The organism is Pseudoalteromonas ruthenica (genome assembly GCF_008808095.1).
In the GTDB taxonomy this organism is placed as follows: domain Bacteria; phylum Pseudomonadota; class Gammaproteobacteria; order Enterobacterales; family Alteromonadaceae; genus Pseudoalteromonas; species Pseudoalteromonas ruthenica.
On the sequence record NZ_CP023396.1, the window covers coordinates 353,151 to 370,053 of the forward strand.

A 16,903-nucleotide genomic window follows, 5' to 3' on the forward strand; every position below is an offset into this window, starting at 1 on the left:
CTGATGTTGCTAGGCATCAATCACCTTACTTTGACGGTGCATGATTTGCGGCGTTCGTTACAGTTTTACTCCGAGCTGCTATGTTTCACTCCGTTAGTGCGTTGGCGCCAAGGTGCTTACCTGCAAAACCAAGAATTGTGGCTATGCCTTAATGTTGGCCGACCCCAACCAGCGCAAGATTACTCCCATATTGCTCTAACGGTGGAGCCAAACCGTTTTTGTGAATTGCAACAGCGATTAACTGCTACTGATGTGTGTTTTTGGCAGGAAAATAGCAGTGAAGGAAGCTCTTTGTATTTCCTAGACCCTGATGGTCATAAGTTAGAAGCGCATGTTGGCGATTTAGGTAGTCGATTGGCAGCGATAGCGCAAAAGCCCTACGAACAATTGCATTGGTATCCACAAGGGCAGGCAGTGATAAAGGACTATGATTGATACCCAAAGCGGCGCTAGTCAGGCCTCCACAGACCGGGTTTATAAGGCGAAATGGTTGGCTAGAATCTGTCTCGTAAAATGGGTTTTAAGGTAAAAGCCACGGGGCAGAGTTTGAATTGTTTTTCCCTGTGGGCCAATGGCGTCGGTTAACGCTTGGCTGTTTGCTGCTTTAGGACGCAGTTGCAATACTTCGCCATAATGGCCGTTGAGCGTTTCTATTTTCCCCAATGCAATCAGCTCGGTGAGCTCCTCCCAATCACGTTTAAGCTGTGCAAACTGTTGCTCATTGGGACGCCACAAAAAGCCACTGCCAATGACTCTGTCGATTACTGCGATATCACGTTCGGCCAATATTGGCAGCCACAGTACGTGATTAAGCTTCTTGTACACTGTGCTTTGTTCAAAGGTCAGCCCTTGCAGGTTGGTTAAGGGGGCGACACTGACAAAGGTCGTCTCCAGTGGCAAACCTTTTTGCGAGATGGGCAGCGTTTTCAGTTCGACACCTAATGACACAAAGTCGGGTTCGGGCAGTGAGCCAGCACTGGCTCCTAACGCAAGTTCAATAAGCTGACCAACCCAGCCTTTTTCACGCAGCAAGTCTTGCGGTGTTTTAAAGCCCAGCTCACCTGCCAATTGTCCCAGCGTTTTACCTGCTATAGCATCGACCCGTTGTTGCAGTTGACTAAGGGTTTGTGGCGGTGCGTTCATGTCTATGTCTCTAGAGTGTTTCAATCGCTATGTTAGCAAACTCTTGCGTAGCGGAGAATGTGTCACCTTACTATCTCGGCTAAGTATTGCTAGCAAGTGCCTTAGTTGGTGTTATTTTGAACATGTTTTCAGTGGTTAAAATAACATCGCTTTATAAGTTCTCGCCAAAAAATAACATTATGAAAAATAAAGATATTTTCCATAAAGCCTCTCGAGCTTTAATAATATGCTGTTGTTTTAATCCACAAAATACAGTCCTATAAACACATTTATCCACAGAATCTGTGGAGAAACGCCTTTTTATGATCATCAATTGTGGATTTGTTCTATTTTTACCCTTGTTTTTTAAAAGTTATGCACAACTTGTGAGTAAGTTGGTGTTTAGTGCGAATAATATTTGCTGTGCTTTAGGGATTATGGAACAATCGATAAAAATCGACTTACAAATGAGGCACTAAGGTGATTGATGCCGAAGGTTTTCGTGCCAATGTCGGAATCGTAATTTGTAATAACCAAGGCCAAGTCTTTTGGGCTCGTCGTTACGGACAGCATTCTTGGCAATTCCCGCAAGGTGGCGTAGACGATGGGGAAACGCCCGAGCAAACCATGTATCGTGAATTACACGAGGAGGTTGGCTTACTCCCTGAAGATGTAGAGATACTGGCAAGTTCTAGACATTGGTTGCGTTATAAGTTACCGAAGCGGTTGATCCGCAGAGATTCCACACCTGTGTGTATTGGCCAAAAACAAAAATGGTTCTTGCTAAAATTAAAGTGCAAAGATGAAGACGTGGATTTACTTAAAACTCACCACCCTGAGTTTGATGACTGGCGTTGGGTGAGTTATTGGTATCCTGTACGTCAGGTCGTGGCCTTTAAACGCGACGTATACCGCCGGGTAATGAAAGAGTTTGCGCCGGTTGCTATGCCTTTTAATCGCAAGGAGTCACAGCCGCAAGGGCAGTGGCGCCAACGCCGATAGGAGAACACCATGTTAGCCACCATGCGCACCATCGTCGAGCAAGTTGCTCAGCAACCGAGTTTGGAAAGCGCATTGGTGGTATTTGTATCGCAAGTAAAAAAAGCGATGCGCACTGAGTGTTGCTCAATTTACTTCGCTGATTACAGTAAAGATAACTTCGTCTTAATGGCCACCGATGGCCTCAATCCTGGTGCTGTGGGTCAGTTTCGAGTCGGTTTTACTGAAGGCTTGGTGGGCTTAGTGGCGCAGCGTGAAGAACCTATTAATTTGGCTTATGCCAAATCGCACCCGCGCTTTGTCACCTCCGATTTAGTGCAAGAAGATCAGTACAATGCTTTTCTCTCTGTACCTATTGTGCATCAACGCCGCGTGCTCGGTGTTATTGTCGTGCAGCAGCAGGCTGCGCGCGTATTCAGTGAAGATGAAGAGTCATTTTTAATTACTCTTTCTGCTCAGCTAGCGCCTCAGTTGGCCGACGCGCAACTGCAAACCTTGCTCAACCAAGATGGGCAAAGCCAGCGCTCCACAACTCTTAAAGGCATATCCGGCTCGCCGGGTATCGCTTTAGGGCAGGCCTATGTGGTGTTGCCTAAGGTTGACTTTTCGTCGGTTGAAATGCGCAAAGAGCCTAACAAACTCAAACAAAAGCAGCTATTTTTCCAGGCGGTAGCCGCCACTCACAAAGAATTCAGCACCCTGGCAACGTCGATGCAAGGGCACCTTCCCGATGAGGCTGTGGCCGTCTTTGAAGTGTATTTACAGCTTCTTGATGCGAAGAGCTTAGGACGTGATGTTGAATTAGAAATAGCCGATGGTTGGTGCGCCAAAAGTGCTTTGAAGCGGGTTATTGAGCGTCTAGTGCAGCAATTCAATGCTATGCAAGATCCTTATATAAAGGAACGCGCTGTTGATGTTAAAGACATTGGTTTACGGGTTCTGCACCACCTATTAAATACCGAGAAGGCCACCAAGGTGTATCCAGACGATACAATTTTGGTGGCGCACACATTAACCCCAGCCATGCTAGCTCAGGTTCCCAAAGAAAAACTCAAAGGGGTGGTCAGCGTCCATGGTGCGGCGAACTCCCATGCCTCTATTCTTACCAAGGCGATGAACATTCCCACCGTGTGGGGCATCAATGATATTCCTCTATTGCAGTTTGACCAAAAGGAATTGATTGTTGATGCTTATGCGGGGCGCGTCTATTTATGTCCTAGCGAGGCTCTTAAGCAAGAGTACGCACAAGTACAGCATCACGATGCAAAATTACATGACCAGTTTGAGTCTGAGCACCATCTTGAGGCGAAAACCGCAGACGGGAAAAGCATCGACTTGTTGCTTAACGCTGGCTTAGATTTAGGCAGTGAGCTCAATAGTGCCCGATATTGCGATGGTGTTGGGCTGTACCGCACCGAATCATGGTTTATGCAAAAGGGAACGTTTCCGTCTCAGCATGAGCAAGAGGTGTGGTATCGCCAAGTACTCAGCAGCTATCACCCTGCGCCAGTTACTATGCGTACACTGGATATTGGCGGCGATAAGGCACTGGATTATTTCGATATTGACGAGGAAAATCCGTTCTTAGGGTGGCGCGGTATTCGCGTAAGTTTGGATCATCCGGAGCTTTTCCTCGATCAACTGAAAGCCATGATCAAGGCCAATACTGGCTTGGGTAATCTACGTATTATGTTGCCGATGATAAGTGATATCGGGGAGGTCGATGACGCGTCTGCGCTGATGGAACGTGCTTATTATGAGTTGCAACAAGATGCACCGGATCAATTCAGCTATATTGATAAGCCGCTAGTGGGAGTGATGATTGAGGTGCCCTCGAGCATGTATTTACTCAAGGAGTTAGCGGCCAAAGTTGATTTTTGTTCGGTGGGCAGCAACGATTTAACTCAGTATCTGTTAGCTGTGGATAGGGCTAATTCCAGAGTGGCTGGGCTTTTTGATCCTTATCATCCTGCGGTTTTACGAGCTTTAAACGGTATTGCCCAGCAATGCCAAAACGCCAACTTTCCCTTTAGCCTATGTGGTGAACTTGCCGGTGAGCCCGAAGGCGCGGTGCTCCTTATTGCTATGGGGTTTGACAGCCTAAGTATGAACTTCAGTTCGTTACACAAAGTGAAATGGGTGATCCGCCGTGTCGGCTTGGCCGCTTGTGAGGTGCTATTGCATCAATGTTTGGCTGCTTCCAGTGCAAAGAAAGTGCACCGCTTGGTGCGTGAATTTATGCTCGAAAACCACCTTGGCGCGCTTCTTTATACGCAAAAAGAGTGATCAATAAGTGGTCGTGAAATTGCCTTTATAACCTGATATATTAGCGCTATAAGAAAAGTTTATAAGAAGGGCGGTATGGCTGACCTGATATGGCTATTTTTGCTATGCACAGTGCTTGGCAGCGTAGTAGGCTTTTTAGCTGGATTACTGGGAATAGGAGGCGGCTTACTTATTGTCCCGGCGCTTTCGGCGTTATTGGTGCACTTTCATGTCACGGATGTTGAGCACGTGTTAGTGATTGCCATTGCTACCTCCTTGGCTTCGATTTTATTCACCTCCACCTCTTCTGCTTTGGCGCATCATCGTAACCAAAATGTCCCCTGGCAAGTTGCACCTTGGGTGCTTGTAGGCGTTTCACTGGGCGCCCTGATAAGCGGCTTTATGGCAAGTTATATACCTCAACAGGGATTGAAAACCATATTTGCTGTCTGTGTGATGTTTATCGCGATGCGTATGATTGTCTCTACGCGCAGAGTAATGAAGACTCGGGCCATGCCTAAAGGTCCTGTGGTCGCTGCTAGTACCTCGGTACTTGGGGCCATATCTGGGTTAATCGGTATCGGCGGCGGCGCGCTTGTGGTGCCGCTTTTAAATTATTTTTCTGTGGATATGAAAAAGGCCATTGGCTGCGCCGCAGTCAGTGGCATAGCCATTGCGCTGTTTGGCTGCTTGGGTTACATTGCCTCCGGGTGGCAAGTGAAGAGTTTAAGCGATGGCTTCTTGGGCTTTGTGTATTTACCTGCTTTAGCGGGGATTGTTGTCACCTCCTGGTTCACAGCTCCTTTTGGCGCGCGAGCAACGCATTTTTTACCAGTATCGCAAATTAAGAAAATCTTCGCCGTGCTATTGGTGGTGATCGCCTTGCGAATGGTGTTTAGTTAGGCATTGGAATTTATGGCTTTAGAGTTTCCGCAAATCGACCCCATTATTTTTGAAGTGGGTCCGGTGGCTGTACGTTGGTATGGCTTGATGTATTTAATTGGCTTTGTTTTCGCTCTGTGGCTGGCAAACCGACAAGCAGCAAAACCTGGCTCAGGGTGGAGCAAAGAGCAGGTAAGCGATCTGCTGTTTTGCGGCATGCTCGGTGTGATCCTCGGCGGACGTGTGGGCTATGTGCTGTTTTATCAGTTTAGCTATTTCCTCGAAAATCCATTGTATTTACTGCGTATTGACCAAGGCGGAATGTCCTTTCACGGAGGCACCCTCGGCGTGATTGCCGCCATTGTGTGGTTCGCTAAAGCTAAAGGTAAGTCAATCTTGGCGGTGGGCGACTTTGTGGTGCCTTTGGTGCCGTTAGGACTACTGGCCGGGCGCATTGGTAACTTTATCAATGGCGAGCTTTGGGGGCGCGCATCTGATGTGCCTTGGGCTATGGTATTTCCTACTGGCGGGCCTGAGCCAAGACACCCTTCACAATTATACGAGGCATTTTTTGAAGGCCTCGTGCTGTTTCTTATTTTGCAGTGGTTTATACGCAAGCCACGCCCAGCAGGCAGTGTCGCCGGATTGTTTTTACTCGGTTACGGGGTATTCCGTTTTGCCATTGAGTACTTCCGTGAACCTGACGCTCATTTAGGCCTGTTTGCAGACTTTATTTCCATGGGGCAAATTTTATCCTTGCCAATGATTATCGTGGGTGCTGGGCTGATGTATTGGGCATACCAGCATAACAACAGCACAGAGAAACACGGTTCACAACAACCAAGCTAATACTATGAAGCAATATTTAGATTTAATGCGCCATGTGAAAGAGCATGGCACCAAAAAAGAAGACCGGACCGGTACCGGCACCCTTAGTGTATTCGGCTATCAAATGCGCTTTAATTTGCAAGAAGGGTTTCCCTTGGTGACCACCAAGAAGTGTCATTTGCGCTCGATTATCCACGAGTTGTTGTGGTTCCTTAAGGGCGATACCAATATTGGTTATCTTAACGATAATGGCGTGCGCATTTGGGATGGTTGGGCCACGGCAGAAGGTGAGCTGGGCCCAGTGTATGGCAAACAATGGCGCAGCTGGGAAGGTCCTAATGGTGAAGTGATTGACCAGATTAAGGACGTGGTCGAGCAAATTAAAACTAATCCAGATTCACGACGGTTAATTGTGAGTGCCTGGAATCCAGCATTGTTGCCAGACACTCAGTTTAGCCCTAGCGAAAATGCTGCTAAGGGCAAGCAAGCACTGCCGCCGTGTCACACGCTATTCCAATTCTATGTGCTCGATGGCAAGCTGAGCTGTCAGCTATACCAACGTAGTGCAGATATTTTCTTAGGTGTGCCGTTTAATATTGCCAGCTATGCGTTACTGACCATGATGATAGCGCAAGTATGCGATTTAGAATTAGGCGACTTTGTCCATACCTTTGGCGATGCGCACTTGTACTTGAACCACTTACAGCAAGTAGACGAACAGCTTGGGCGTGAACCCTTCGCCAAACCGACCATGAAGATTAACCCTGAAGTGAAAGATATCTTTTCTTTTAGCTTTGATGACTTTGAGCTGGTGGATTACCAGTGCCATCCTCATATCAAGGCGCCTGTTGCTATTTAATCTAGCCTCAGGTTATTGCTGGCACTTTTATTGCAAGCACATTAAGTAATTTTCATAAATGTGTTTCGATGAGGGTGTCATGCGACTCTTAATCACGATTTTGCTAGCGGCGCTGGTGACGGCTTGTGCGCCTTCACAACGCATAGAAATTGTGCCCCGCGTCGGTGAATACCGACCTGTACAAGAAAATACTATTCACCAATATAGTGTCCGTCTTGCCAATAATATGACAGCGGCGCTGCAAAGCATTGCTCCGGGTGCCAAAGTCGCAGTCGGCACCTTTTTGCCGCCCCAGTCATTAACGCTCAAGCAAATGACACCTCAGCAACATCAGATAGCTCTACAACTTCAAGAGAGTTTTATCACCCTCTACAATCAAATGGGTTTCTCTGTGGTTGAATACCGAACCCGTAATAGCATTGCTTTGCGTGACGGCGGAGATGTTATGTTGAGCCGCGAGGTAGGGCAGTTAGCAGCCCGTCACGGTATCGACTTTTTTGTTACCGGGACTATGACCCCACAGCAAGATGCTTATGTGGTCAATGTGCGGATGATTAACATCAGTAATAATGAGGTGGTCGCGGCGGCGACGGACTATTTACCTAATAATGTGTTAACTAGTGCCGATAAAGTACATATGCAAAATGGCCATATTGAGCGCCGCGCTTATTAACGAGGAAAGACTATGAACACTCCCGCAATTTCAGGGCTTTTATCGCTGACCTTAGCTGTAGCTGGTTGTGCCAGTATGAATCAATGGACCGCGCATGAAGATGAAGTAAAGCGCCAGGCAATTGAAGAGTATGAAAGTGCCCATCAGCAGGTTAAAGTGATTGGTGCCCCAGAGCAATCCGTGGCTGGTAATACAGCTCAGTATCAAGGCCTTAACAATCCTCTTAAAGTACATTCTAGCCGCCAAAGTTACGCGAAACATTCTGTGAAAAACATTAACCATTATGTGCGCGGATTGATGCAAGATATGATGAGTAACATTGACGCCAGCGCACAAAATCAGGTTATGGCAGTATCAAGCTTCGTCTACTTAGATACCGACTACCAGCAGGGCACATTATTGGGCAACCAATTGGCAGAGAGCTTTATGCATGAGTTGCATGAATTTGGGGTGCCTGTAGTGGATTACAAGACCACCGATTACATTCGTGTAACCCCTGAAGGTGATTTCGCTTATAGCCGTGACTTTTTAGAGTTGCAGCAAGATCACCCAATGCGCTTAGTGTTAGCGGGCACGTTGGTGAAACACCAAGGCGGAGTCTTAGTGAATGCGCGGATTGTTAGCGTCAATTCGAAAATGGTCATTGCCAGCTCTCAAGGTTTGATCCCCAACGATGTAGTAAACGCGTTACTGAGTAACGCCATTTATAATGGTGTGGAGCTCAGCCAAGCGAATTAGTTATAAAGTTTTTAGCCCTGGCGCCGATAACCGACTATATGGCTTAAGTGGGTAAAAACAATGATAAAGCGTTTTCTTGTTGGCGCCATGGTAACAACCATGGCCATGGCTGCATGGGCTCAAAGTGAGCCAAGCAAGGTCGAGATAAACCCTCTGTATATCAGTGTTGATAGAGGGTTTAACAATGCTCACCACAAACACCTAGGGGATTACACTCAACAATTGGCATTGAAACTCAGTGATACCATGGCGACACAACATGTCAGCCATATTGCAGTGACCAGTTTCGTTGACTTTGATCATCGCCTTGATAACGCTGGCGCCCTAGGTAACCAGTTAGCCGAAGGGCTGATGACAGACCTGCAACAATTTGGTTTTGCAACGGTCGAGCACAAGCTTAAACGCGCTATTTCTGTTCAACCATCCGGTGACTTTGCTCTCTCTCGTCATGCCAGCGAGTTGGCTGAGTCGGTGGGTGTAGACCATGTTCTCACCGGTACACTGGTGTACCGCCCCAATGGTGTGGTGATTAATGCTCGAGTGATCAGTAGTCAGGATCAAGTCATTAAAGCCAGCGCCCGCCAGTTTATTCCTTACTTCGTCTTAGACGACCTATTGCCGCATGGTTAATAGCTCAGCGTTTGTGCTTTAAGCTATTGCTATTTAAGGTGAAGTTATTTGATAATAGAGGCCAGTGGCCTCTTAGTTAAATGGATATAACAACCCCCTCCTAAGGGGTAGTTGCAGGTTCGATTCCTGCAGGGGCTGCCAGTTTATCCACATCGACCTATCCCCATAAAAGCACTTTTTATTCGTGTTAAAGACAGTACCTAGCAGATAAATACGATAACGGTCTTGCGATGCGTGCTCAGGTACCCATGCCTCTGGGTCGTGGACTCAGAGGCCGAAACAGGTATTACTAGGCGCCAGGGCCGCACTCTATACAGTGTCTAATAATATCAGGACCAAACTTTAGCTTGGCGTTAACGTTTCGTAGCGCCGTGCGCACGCCTTCCTCTATGACTGGGTGGTAAAATGGCATCTCTAACATTTGTGGTACAGTCATTTTGTTTTGCACCGCCCAGGCAAGCAAGTGAGCGATATGCTCGGCTGCAGGGCCTATCATTTCGGCGCCCAAAAATAGGCCGCTGCCTTGCTCTGCGTAAACTCTTAACATCCCTTTATTTTTTAACATAACGCGGCTGCGTCCTTGGTTTTCAAAGCTTACTTCGCCGATTTCATAGCAGCCACAATCACCAAAGCGTTTACTTACTTGCTGATAAGACTCGCCAACCATCGCAATTTGTGGGTCGCTAAATACAGCCGCAATTGGCGCTCGACGTAAGCCATTACGCACATCAGGGTAGCGTCCTGCATTGTGCCCTGCGATAGTGCCTTGATCCGTAGCTTCATGTAGCAGCGGCACCATATTACTGGCATCTCCGGCAATAAATATGTTGCTGTCCCCGCATTGCATAGTGTATTCATCGGCAATGGGGACTCCTCGCTCATCAAGCTCTAGCGATGTATTTGTCAATGCTAGCTTATCGACGTTCGGTTTGCGGCCTGTGGCGGCAAGCACGTAGTCGAACTGTTCGCTGTGTTGTTGTCCATGACCGTCGGTATAAGTGAATTGAGCTTTATCGCCGACTTGTCGCATATTTGTCACTTGAGCATCGGCGTCTACGAAAAACTCTTCAGCGAAGGTGGTGGCGGCATAATCTTTTAAGACTGGATCGCTTAGCGGGCCAATCGCTCCGCCAACGCCGAATAACTTTACGCGTACCCCTAAACGATGCAATGCTTGGCCAAGCTCTAGACCAATAACGCCAGGGCCAAAAACAGCCACAGACTCGGGTAAGTCTTGCCAGTCAAAAACCTCATCGTTAACAATTAAGCGCTCGCCAAAGTTGTTAAACGCTTCTGGGTAGCTAGGTCGGGAGCCGGTGGCGATAACGACACGCTTGGCTTCAATTAACGTATGATCAGCGACTTGAACTTGATGATCATTAATAAATTGTGCGTGGCCAATCAGACGGTCTTGCGGGTCGATATCTTCGACTGCATCAATTACAAAGCCAACAAAGCGATCACGTTCGCTGCGCACGCGATGCATCACTGCCTGACCATCAATAATAGGGGCTTGGGTATTAATACCGAAACGGTTCGCTGTGTGCACACTGTGGGCTGCTTCTGCGGCGGCGATCAAGAGTTTGCTGGGCATGCAGCCAACTCGCGCACAAGTTGTTCCGTAATGGCCTGCCTCAATCAAGAGTACCTTATTGGTATGTTCTTTCGCGCTGCGATAAGCACTTAGGCCGGCTGAGCCTGCGCCAATGACTAAAACATCGGTGCTCACTTTATTCATAGCAGTGTCCTTATAAAAAAGGGCCCGCAGGCCCTTAAAATGAATTAGTTGTTGGTGAAGTAAAGGGAAAGCTCATCAGAGCCACCAATATGTTGCCCACCAATAAATACTTGCGGTACCGTATCTCTACCGGATATTGCTTTTAGACTCGTCAGCGACGCTTGACTACCTAACACAATTTCCTCAAAAGCAAGACCGTGCTGCGAAAGCATTGCTTTCGCTTTGGTACAAAACGGGCATCCCGGCTTAGTAATAATGCTTACCGGCTGTGGCTTACTTTGTTTGGGGTTAATATAATCAAGCATAGTATCTGCATCCGATACCTCAAAAGGGTCGCCTGGTTTTTGCGGCTCGATAAACATCTTCTTGACCACACCGTCTTTCACGAGCATGGAGTAGCGCCAGCTACGTTTACCAAAACCTAGGTCGTTCTTGTCAACCAGCATGCCCATGCCGTCGGTGAACTCGCCGTTACCGTCAGGGAGTAAGGTAATATTGTCGGCTTCTTGGTGCTCAGCCCAGGCATTCATCACAAATGTATCGTTTACCGACACGCAGACAATGTCATCTACGCCATTTTGTTTTAGTGCACTGGCAAGTTCGTTGTAGCGTGGTAAGTGTGTTGATGAGCAGGTTGGTGTAAACGCACCGGGCAATGAGAACACCACGACCGTCTTACCTGAAAAGATATCGTCTGAGGTAAGTTGTTGCCATTGCTCGCCTTTACGCACTGCAAATGTCACCTGAGGAATTCGTTGGCCTTCGCTGTTGTTAAATGTTGTCATACTGATAATCTCCTTTCGATGTGTTGGGTACAGTGTGACAAAAGCGAATTGATTTGTATATCAGTAAGAATTGATGACTTTGATTGTTAAAACCGAACGTTGAACATATCTTTATTTTCAATAGTACGCAGGGATTACTGAGCCAGGCTATTGGCTCAGTAACACTAAGTCGTTGAGTTGAATATTCGCCAGTGGCCGTTTACCAATATTAGTGGCAATGGCACTGTGTTGGTAAAGCTGATTCACTTCTACACGATGTAAGGTAGTTACCTGACGTGGCAAACGTTTGCCTGCATAGGTGGTGAGGTTGCTGCTATGCGCCAAAGTGAGTTGCTGACCCATCACTAAGCCGTTGGCTTTACCTAAGTTGATAACTACTTGGTCACCATCAATATGCTGAATTAATCCACGGGTGGGTAGGCAGCGCAGCTCATTGTTAAGGTCAAACATCACTTTCTCACTAAGCGCAGTAATGGCTCGTCCGTATTGGCTTTGCCAAAAAGTGCCACTGTTTACATCGATACGAGCGGTTTTTTCAAACTGCCAAGGCCCTTGAGTTTGATAGGCTTTTTGCCATATTTTTTCAAAGCTCAAGGCATCGAATAACGCAAACTCTACATTAAAATAGCGGTTATAGCTTTCATCCTGCCAAAATGCATAATCATTATTCAATTGCTTGCCGGTGGAAATATCGGTGATTTGCGAGAGTAACACGTACTGACTGTTACTTTTGTCGCGAATATATTCCAGTACATTTTCATCATACTGAAATTGCTGTGTAAAGAAGGGGCTAACATCCACCGCTTCTTTAAAATAAGGAATAGGCAGCATAGCTAATTGCGTTTGGCTCATAATTGCGTAGAGCTGCTTAGTAAAAGCAGGGGCTACGTCAAATATTTGACCATAACGAGCTTGCTGTGGATTATCCAATGCCGTGCGTGTGAGGGCAAAGTGGCTAATAAAGTCTTGTTCAGGGCATTGCTGTGGGTTGTCTAACACTTCAATTTGCATGGTGACACTGATCATGCCATCACTTTGTTGTTCTTCGAGCAGCTGCATTTGTTGTACTTGACCATGTGCTTGCAAAGAAAGGTGATCCTGAGTGAGCACGCCGTTAGTCAAGGTCTGCACACTGGATAGCTCCAGCCCTGAATATAATAACGCTTGTTTTATAGCGTCACTGACCGCGTTGGCGCGTGCTGTTTCGGTATCTCCATCCTCTAAAGTCGCAACCCCTGTGGTTTGCAACCATTGGGCGCTGACACTCGGGCTTATTAGTGCAATCATCAGTGCGCACACAGATGCCAAATATCGCATAGTTATCCCACCTAAAAATGTTCTTGTAACAAAGATAGCAAAGAACATACCAACTCCCCTGTAATAGTGGCATTTATCGTGCATACTACTGAGCATAGGTTTAAAGACAATCAGTGTGGAGCAAAACATGCTACGAATGATGATACTGCTGATCAGCACATGGAGCATGCTCGGTTGCAGCAGCGTGTTTGATAAGCACGTTGAATACGCCATAGAGCAGCCTGACAATTATCCGATTTTACGTGCGATTGGCTACGCGCCTATTGCACCGCAGCCCGGTGAAAGCGCCCAGCAAAAATCGCTGATGGCGATGAAAGCTTCAAAGATAGAAGCCTATCGGGAGTTGGCGGAGCAGGTTTATGGCCAACAAATGCAAGGGCAAACCACCGTTGCCAATGCCATTGCTGGAGATGATGTACTGCAAGCGCGGGTTCAAGGGGTGATCCGAGGGGCTCGAGTTAAACGCAGTTATGTTGTTGGCGATAGTTATGCGACTGAATTAGAGCTGGATATGAAGCTAGTACACGATCTTTACATTACTCAGAGTAAGCCTCGCAAGGTAAAAAAGGTCACTTACTACTGAGGTGCTTGCTGATATACAACATTGCCCCAAGTGTACGCCAGTGCGCTTGGGTTTATCTTTTCTTGCCTTTATACACCTGCATTTTTGCTTTAATTTTTAATATCAAACTTATTCTAAGCACCTCTTTATACTGCATTTACGGCTAACATCGGGTGCTGCAGAACTGAAAATCACTGCTATGCTTTAATAAATCAAACCCATTGCGTCCTAAGCGGTGCGCAGAAACTATGTAGGCCTTTAGGACGTAGTGAGCAGTGCGAAAATTATAAATAAAATACGGTGGCTGGGGCTAGGTTTAGTGTTCGCCATGACGTTGCTCATGAGTGGCATTCACGCTGGCGCAACTATGGACAGCGGCTTGTTTCAAACGCTTATGCGCAACCAATACGGTACTCAACGTTTACTGGTGGCGCAGCGCTGGCAGCAATTACTAGCTAGCTTGAGTGCTGAAACCGAAACCCGCAAAGTGCAACTGGTCAATCAGTTTTTTGCCACGCAAGTGCGCTACCGCACCGACCAACTTCTCTACAAACAACAAGATTATTGGGCAACGCCATTAGAAACCTTAGGGCAGGGGCTGGGCGATTGTGAAGACTACGCCATAGCGAAATACGCGTCATTGAGGATGCTAGGCATCGCTGATAATAAGCTACGGCTTATCTATGTTAAAGCGCAAATAGGTGGCCCCCGCAGCCAAGAGTTTCAAGCGCATATGGTGTTGGGTTATTACCCGACCCCCAGTAGCCAACCCATCATTCTCGACTCGCTCACAAGTGCTATTTTGCCAGCAGCGAAGCGCACTGATTTATATCCGGTTTTCAGCTTTAACAGTGAAGGTCTGTGGACTGCAACGTCAACTCACAGTGTGGCCGACCCTCGGGCGAGATTATCTCGCTGGCATTCGGTTTTAAAGAAAATGGAACAGCAAGGAGTTAGGTGGTGATAAAGCAAGCATCTACAGCGTCCAGTGGGGCGCACCGTATATCTCTGGTGGTACAACTGTGGCTGGTGATTGTGGTTATTGCTTTGAGTGGGTTGATCAGCAGCGTACTCATTAGCGGGTACAATGTTAAATCTAGCTTCACCGAAGAGCTTTATTTGAAAAACGCCGATAATGCCACAACCTTAGCGCTTGCGCTCAGTCAGATGGGCAAAGACCCAGTGACCGTTGAGCTTTTCGTCTCAGCAGCCTTTGATACCGGCCACTATCAGCAGATTAAATTAGTCGACACACAGGGGGAAGTTGTGGTTGAGCGTTCGCTTGCACAGCACGAACATGCTTCAGTACCTAGTTGGTTTGCACAGATGTTTGCTTTTGAGGTCGACGCCGGCGTTGCACAAATAAGCAATGGTTGGCAGCAATACGGCACCTTGTATATTCAGAGTCAGCAAAGATATGCATTAGAAGCTTTATGGGACAATGTGCTCAATTTAGCCAGTGGTTTTGCTATCGTTGCGTTATTGAGCTGTATTGCTGCTTCACTCATTTTACGTTGGGTACTGAAGCCCCTAGAGCGAGTGGTCGCTCAAGCCCAAGGGTTCTCAAAAAAGCAATTTAAGCAGCTTGCAGTTCCCAATACGGCCGAACTAGCTGAGGTGACAGAGGCGATGAATCATCTGGCTGAGCGCTTTGGTGGCATTCTGCGCGAAGGGAACGAGCGTATCGCCCGCGCACAATACCTAGCCCAGCATGATACAACAACAGGGCTTGCCAATGGTCGGTACTTCCTGTCGCGTATGGAGCAAGAGTTAAAGCAAGTTAGTCATCATCAGCAAGTGCTGATACTAATGCGTTTAGCAAATTACGAGCAACTGCGGGGGAGCTTAAACCCGGAACAGTTTTATAGCTTGGAGAAAGAGCTGGCGCAGTTACTGATTAGGTATGCAGAAACTCAGCAAGATAACCTCCATGACTGGCAACTTGGGCGTATCAGTCATTGTGATTTTGCTCTTCGACTCAATGAGGTAATGGCTGCAGAGGATAGCTCACGGACGCTGACGCAATGCTGTAGTGAATTTAGCGATACCTATAATGGGCTGATCGAGCTGAGGCACAGTATTACCTATATTGAAGAAAAGCAAAGCGGTGAAGAGGCTTTGCAGCACGGTCAACGGTTGTTGGCAATGGCTACCGCTTCCGGCGTAGATATGTACGCCGATGCTGCAACCGAGCATCACCAAGTAGCGGCGGTGACTGGGCAATCCTTAACGCAAGCGCTTGAAAAAGAGCAGTTTGAATTAAAGCTCACAGACGTACTGAATTTTGACGATAGCTGCGTGCAAAGTGAAGTCGGTTTATATTTGAAAGTGGGTAACAAGGTCCATTCGCGACGCTACTATCAACGTCTGCTCAGTGAGCAACAATTGGATGCGCAGCTGGACTGGAAAACGGTGAAAACATTTTTCAATGAGAAGTTATGGCTGCATTACGCTCAGCCTCTTGCTATCAAACTCAGTGAAGCGACACTAGAAGATGAAATCGCTTATACCAGTATTCTTGCATTGATATCGAGTGAGCGGCTGCTAGCATCGCGCCTAACCTTGGAGTTTTCTGAGTCATGTTTAATCAACATGGCTGAACAGGTGAAAGAGTTCTGCCGAGAGGCAAAATTAGTGGGTTGCCAATTAGGTTTAACGGATGCAGGTCAAGCACTGAACCAAGTTGATGGCTTAGAACAGTTGGGGTTAGATATTATAAAGCTTGATAACACCTTGGTGCACAACATCAGTAATGATGAGGCCACCCAACAGTTGGTGAGGCATATTTGTGCACAAGTGCGCCCTTTGGGAATGATGGTCGTGGTGGAGGAATTGGCTCAAGACATTGCTGTTGAATTACTCAAAGAGTTGGGAGTCAGTGCTCGTATTCAAACTCAGCAGGGGCATTAATGCCCCTGCCCAGCACCGTTGACATGCAACGCTAATTGCAGTCGGTCTTTAACCTGTAGCTTTGCAAATGTCGAGCTTAGATGCTGTTTAACGGTGCGCTCAGAAATATAGAGTCGTGCCGCGATAGCCTTGTTGGTTTGTCCTTGAGCCACGAGCTTGGCGACCTCACATTCACGCTCGCTCAGTTTACTTAAATCCGCAGAAGTAGGTGAACAGGCCTTATCGGCGATGGAAAGCGCACCAATAAGGTTGCTTAGCAAGCAGCCAGGAAGCCACAGAGCATTGTTTTCAATCGCGTCACGCGCCTGTTTAAGTACAGCCGTAGTGGCGAACAGTTCAACATAGCCGCGCGCACCTAAGCTAAACCCTTGTTGTAATTCACTGACACAGGGATTACGGGTCATCAAAATAATTGCGATATGACGAGCATGTAATTGGCCGATGATCTTCTGCCAATCGGGCATGCCAGTGAGTACCCAAGCAACACGAGCATCGGGTATTTGCTCGGGCAGAGCATAAAGCACTTCTATTGGCTCACCTAGGCGCTGCCAATGGCTAGATATGAGCCCTTGTTCGGTTATAAACAGATCCATGG

General features: G+C 47.3%; 17 protein-coding genes and 1 tRNA gene. 13 read left to right on the forward strand and 5 right to left on the reverse strand.

The annotated features are described in order from the left end of the window. Positions 1-3 precede the first annotated feature (3 nt). On the forward strand, positions 4-435 hold the full coding sequence (locus tag PRUTH_RS01660; RefSeq protein ID WP_151172374.1) for a fosfomycin resistance glutathione transferase: 432 nt from the start codon (positions 4-6) through the stop codon (positions 433-435). 39 nt (positions 436-474) lie between these two features. Here the strand turns inward: PRUTH_RS01660 and mutH are convergent, their stop codons facing one another. Further along, positions 475-1,143, reverse strand: coding sequence for a DNA mismatch repair endonuclease MutH (mutH, locus tag PRUTH_RS01665; RefSeq protein WP_045978562.1), 669 nt, complete (start codon positions 1,141-1,143; stop codon positions 475-477). A 459-nt stretch (positions 1,144-1,602) separates the two neighbouring features. Between mutH and rppH the strand changes: the two genes are divergently transcribed. From rppH to PRUTH_RS01710, 9 genes are all read left to right on the forward strand, one after another. Continuing rightward, positions 1,603-2,124, forward strand: coding sequence for an RNA pyrophosphohydrolase (gene rppH, locus PRUTH_RS01670; RefSeq protein ID WP_022944084.1), 522 nt, complete (start codon positions 1,603-1,605; stop codon positions 2,122-2,124). 9 nt (positions 2,125-2,133) lie between these two features. Beyond that, positions 2,134-4,407, forward strand: a complete 2,274-nt coding sequence (gene ptsP / locus PRUTH_RS01675; protein WP_151172375.1) for a phosphoenolpyruvate--protein phosphotransferase — start codon at positions 2,134-2,136, stop codon at positions 4,405-4,407. 75 nt (positions 4,408-4,482) lie between these two features. Continuing rightward, entirely contained in the window at positions 4,483-5,289 is an 807-nt protein-coding gene (locus PRUTH_RS01680; protein ID WP_022944082.1) for a sulfite exporter TauE/SafE family protein, read from the forward strand. Between the two features lie 12 nt (positions 5,290-5,301). Continuing rightward, complete coding sequence (gene lgt / locus PRUTH_RS01685) at positions 5,302-6,117, forward strand: prolipoprotein diacylglyceryl transferase (protein ID WP_151172376.1); 816 nt, start codon at positions 5,302-5,304, stop codon at positions 6,115-6,117. Between the two features lie 4 nt (positions 6,118-6,121). Then, a complete protein-coding gene (locus tag PRUTH_RS01690; protein WP_022944080.1) occupies positions 6,122-6,955 on the forward strand; it encodes a thymidylate synthase in 834 nt (277 codons plus the stop codon). Between the two features lie 79 nt (positions 6,956-7,034). Continuing rightward, positions 7,035-7,628 carry a FlgO family outer membrane protein gene (locus PRUTH_RS01695; protein ID WP_151172377.1) on the forward strand — a complete coding sequence of 198 codons (594 nt, stop codon included), beginning with the start codon at positions 7,035-7,037 and terminating at the stop codon, positions 7,626-7,628. Between the two features lie 12 nt (positions 7,629-7,640). Then, on the forward strand, positions 7,641-8,366 hold the full coding sequence (locus PRUTH_RS01700) for a FlgO family outer membrane protein (RefSeq protein ID WP_151172378.1): 726 nt from the start codon (positions 7,641-7,643) through the stop codon (positions 8,364-8,366). 60 nt (positions 8,367-8,426) lie between these two features. Next, positions 8,427-8,996, forward strand: a complete 570-nt coding sequence (locus tag PRUTH_RS01705) for a FlgO family outer membrane protein (RefSeq protein ID WP_022944077.1) — start codon at positions 8,427-8,429, stop codon at positions 8,994-8,996. A 66-nt stretch (positions 8,997-9,062) separates the two neighbouring features. After that, positions 9,063-9,137, forward strand: a tRNA-Arg gene (locus tag PRUTH_RS01710). Positions 9,138-9,285: 148 nt separating this feature from the next. Here PRUTH_RS01710 and PRUTH_RS01715 read toward each other — a convergent pair. From PRUTH_RS01715 to PRUTH_RS01725, 3 genes are all read right to left on the reverse strand, one after another. Then, complete coding sequence (locus PRUTH_RS01715; protein ID WP_045978566.1) at positions 9,286-10,734, reverse strand: dihydrolipoyl dehydrogenase; 1,449 nt, start codon at positions 10,732-10,734, stop codon at positions 9,286-9,288. 44 nt (positions 10,735-10,778) lie between these two features. Next, positions 10,779-11,519: a glutathione peroxidase gene (locus PRUTH_RS01720; RefSeq protein WP_151172379.1), complete on the reverse strand. Its 741-nt coding sequence runs from the start codon at positions 11,517-11,519 to the stop codon at positions 10,779-10,781. A gap of 147 nt (positions 11,520-11,666) precedes the next feature. Then, entirely contained in the window at positions 11,667-12,836 is a 1,170-nt protein-coding gene (locus tag PRUTH_RS01725; protein ID WP_170268867.1) for a flagellar assembly protein T N-terminal domain-containing protein, read from the reverse strand. Positions 12,837-12,963: 127 nt separating this feature from the next. Between PRUTH_RS01725 and PRUTH_RS01730 the strand changes: the two genes are divergently transcribed. The 3 genes from PRUTH_RS01730 (at position 12,964) to PRUTH_RS01740 (ending at position 16,308) form a co-directional block, all read left to right on the forward strand. Next, complete coding sequence (locus tag PRUTH_RS01730; RefSeq protein WP_026110991.1) at positions 12,964-13,419, forward strand: LPP20 family lipoprotein; 456 nt, start codon at positions 12,964-12,966, stop codon at positions 13,417-13,419. A 307-nt stretch (positions 13,420-13,726) separates the two neighbouring features. After that, on the forward strand, positions 13,727-14,362 hold the full coding sequence (locus PRUTH_RS01735; protein ID WP_151172381.1) for a transglutaminase-like cysteine peptidase: 636 nt from the start codon (positions 13,727-13,729) through the stop codon (positions 14,360-14,362). Next, on the forward strand, positions 14,359-16,308 hold the full coding sequence (locus PRUTH_RS01740) for a bifunctional diguanylate cyclase/phosphodiesterase (RefSeq protein WP_170268869.1): 1,950 nt from the start codon (positions 14,359-14,361) through the stop codon (positions 16,306-16,308). Before PRUTH_RS01735 ends, PRUTH_RS01740 begins: the two co-directional genes overlap by 4 nt. Here PRUTH_RS01740 and PRUTH_RS01745 read toward each other — a convergent pair. Further along, a complete protein-coding gene (locus tag PRUTH_RS01745; RefSeq protein ID WP_052698132.1) occupies positions 16,305-16,901 on the reverse strand; it encodes a helix-turn-helix transcriptional regulator in 597 nt (198 codons plus the stop codon). The two genes, PRUTH_RS01740 and PRUTH_RS01745, sit on opposite strands and share 4 nt — an antisense overlap. Positions 16,902-16,903: the final 2 nt, after the last annotated feature.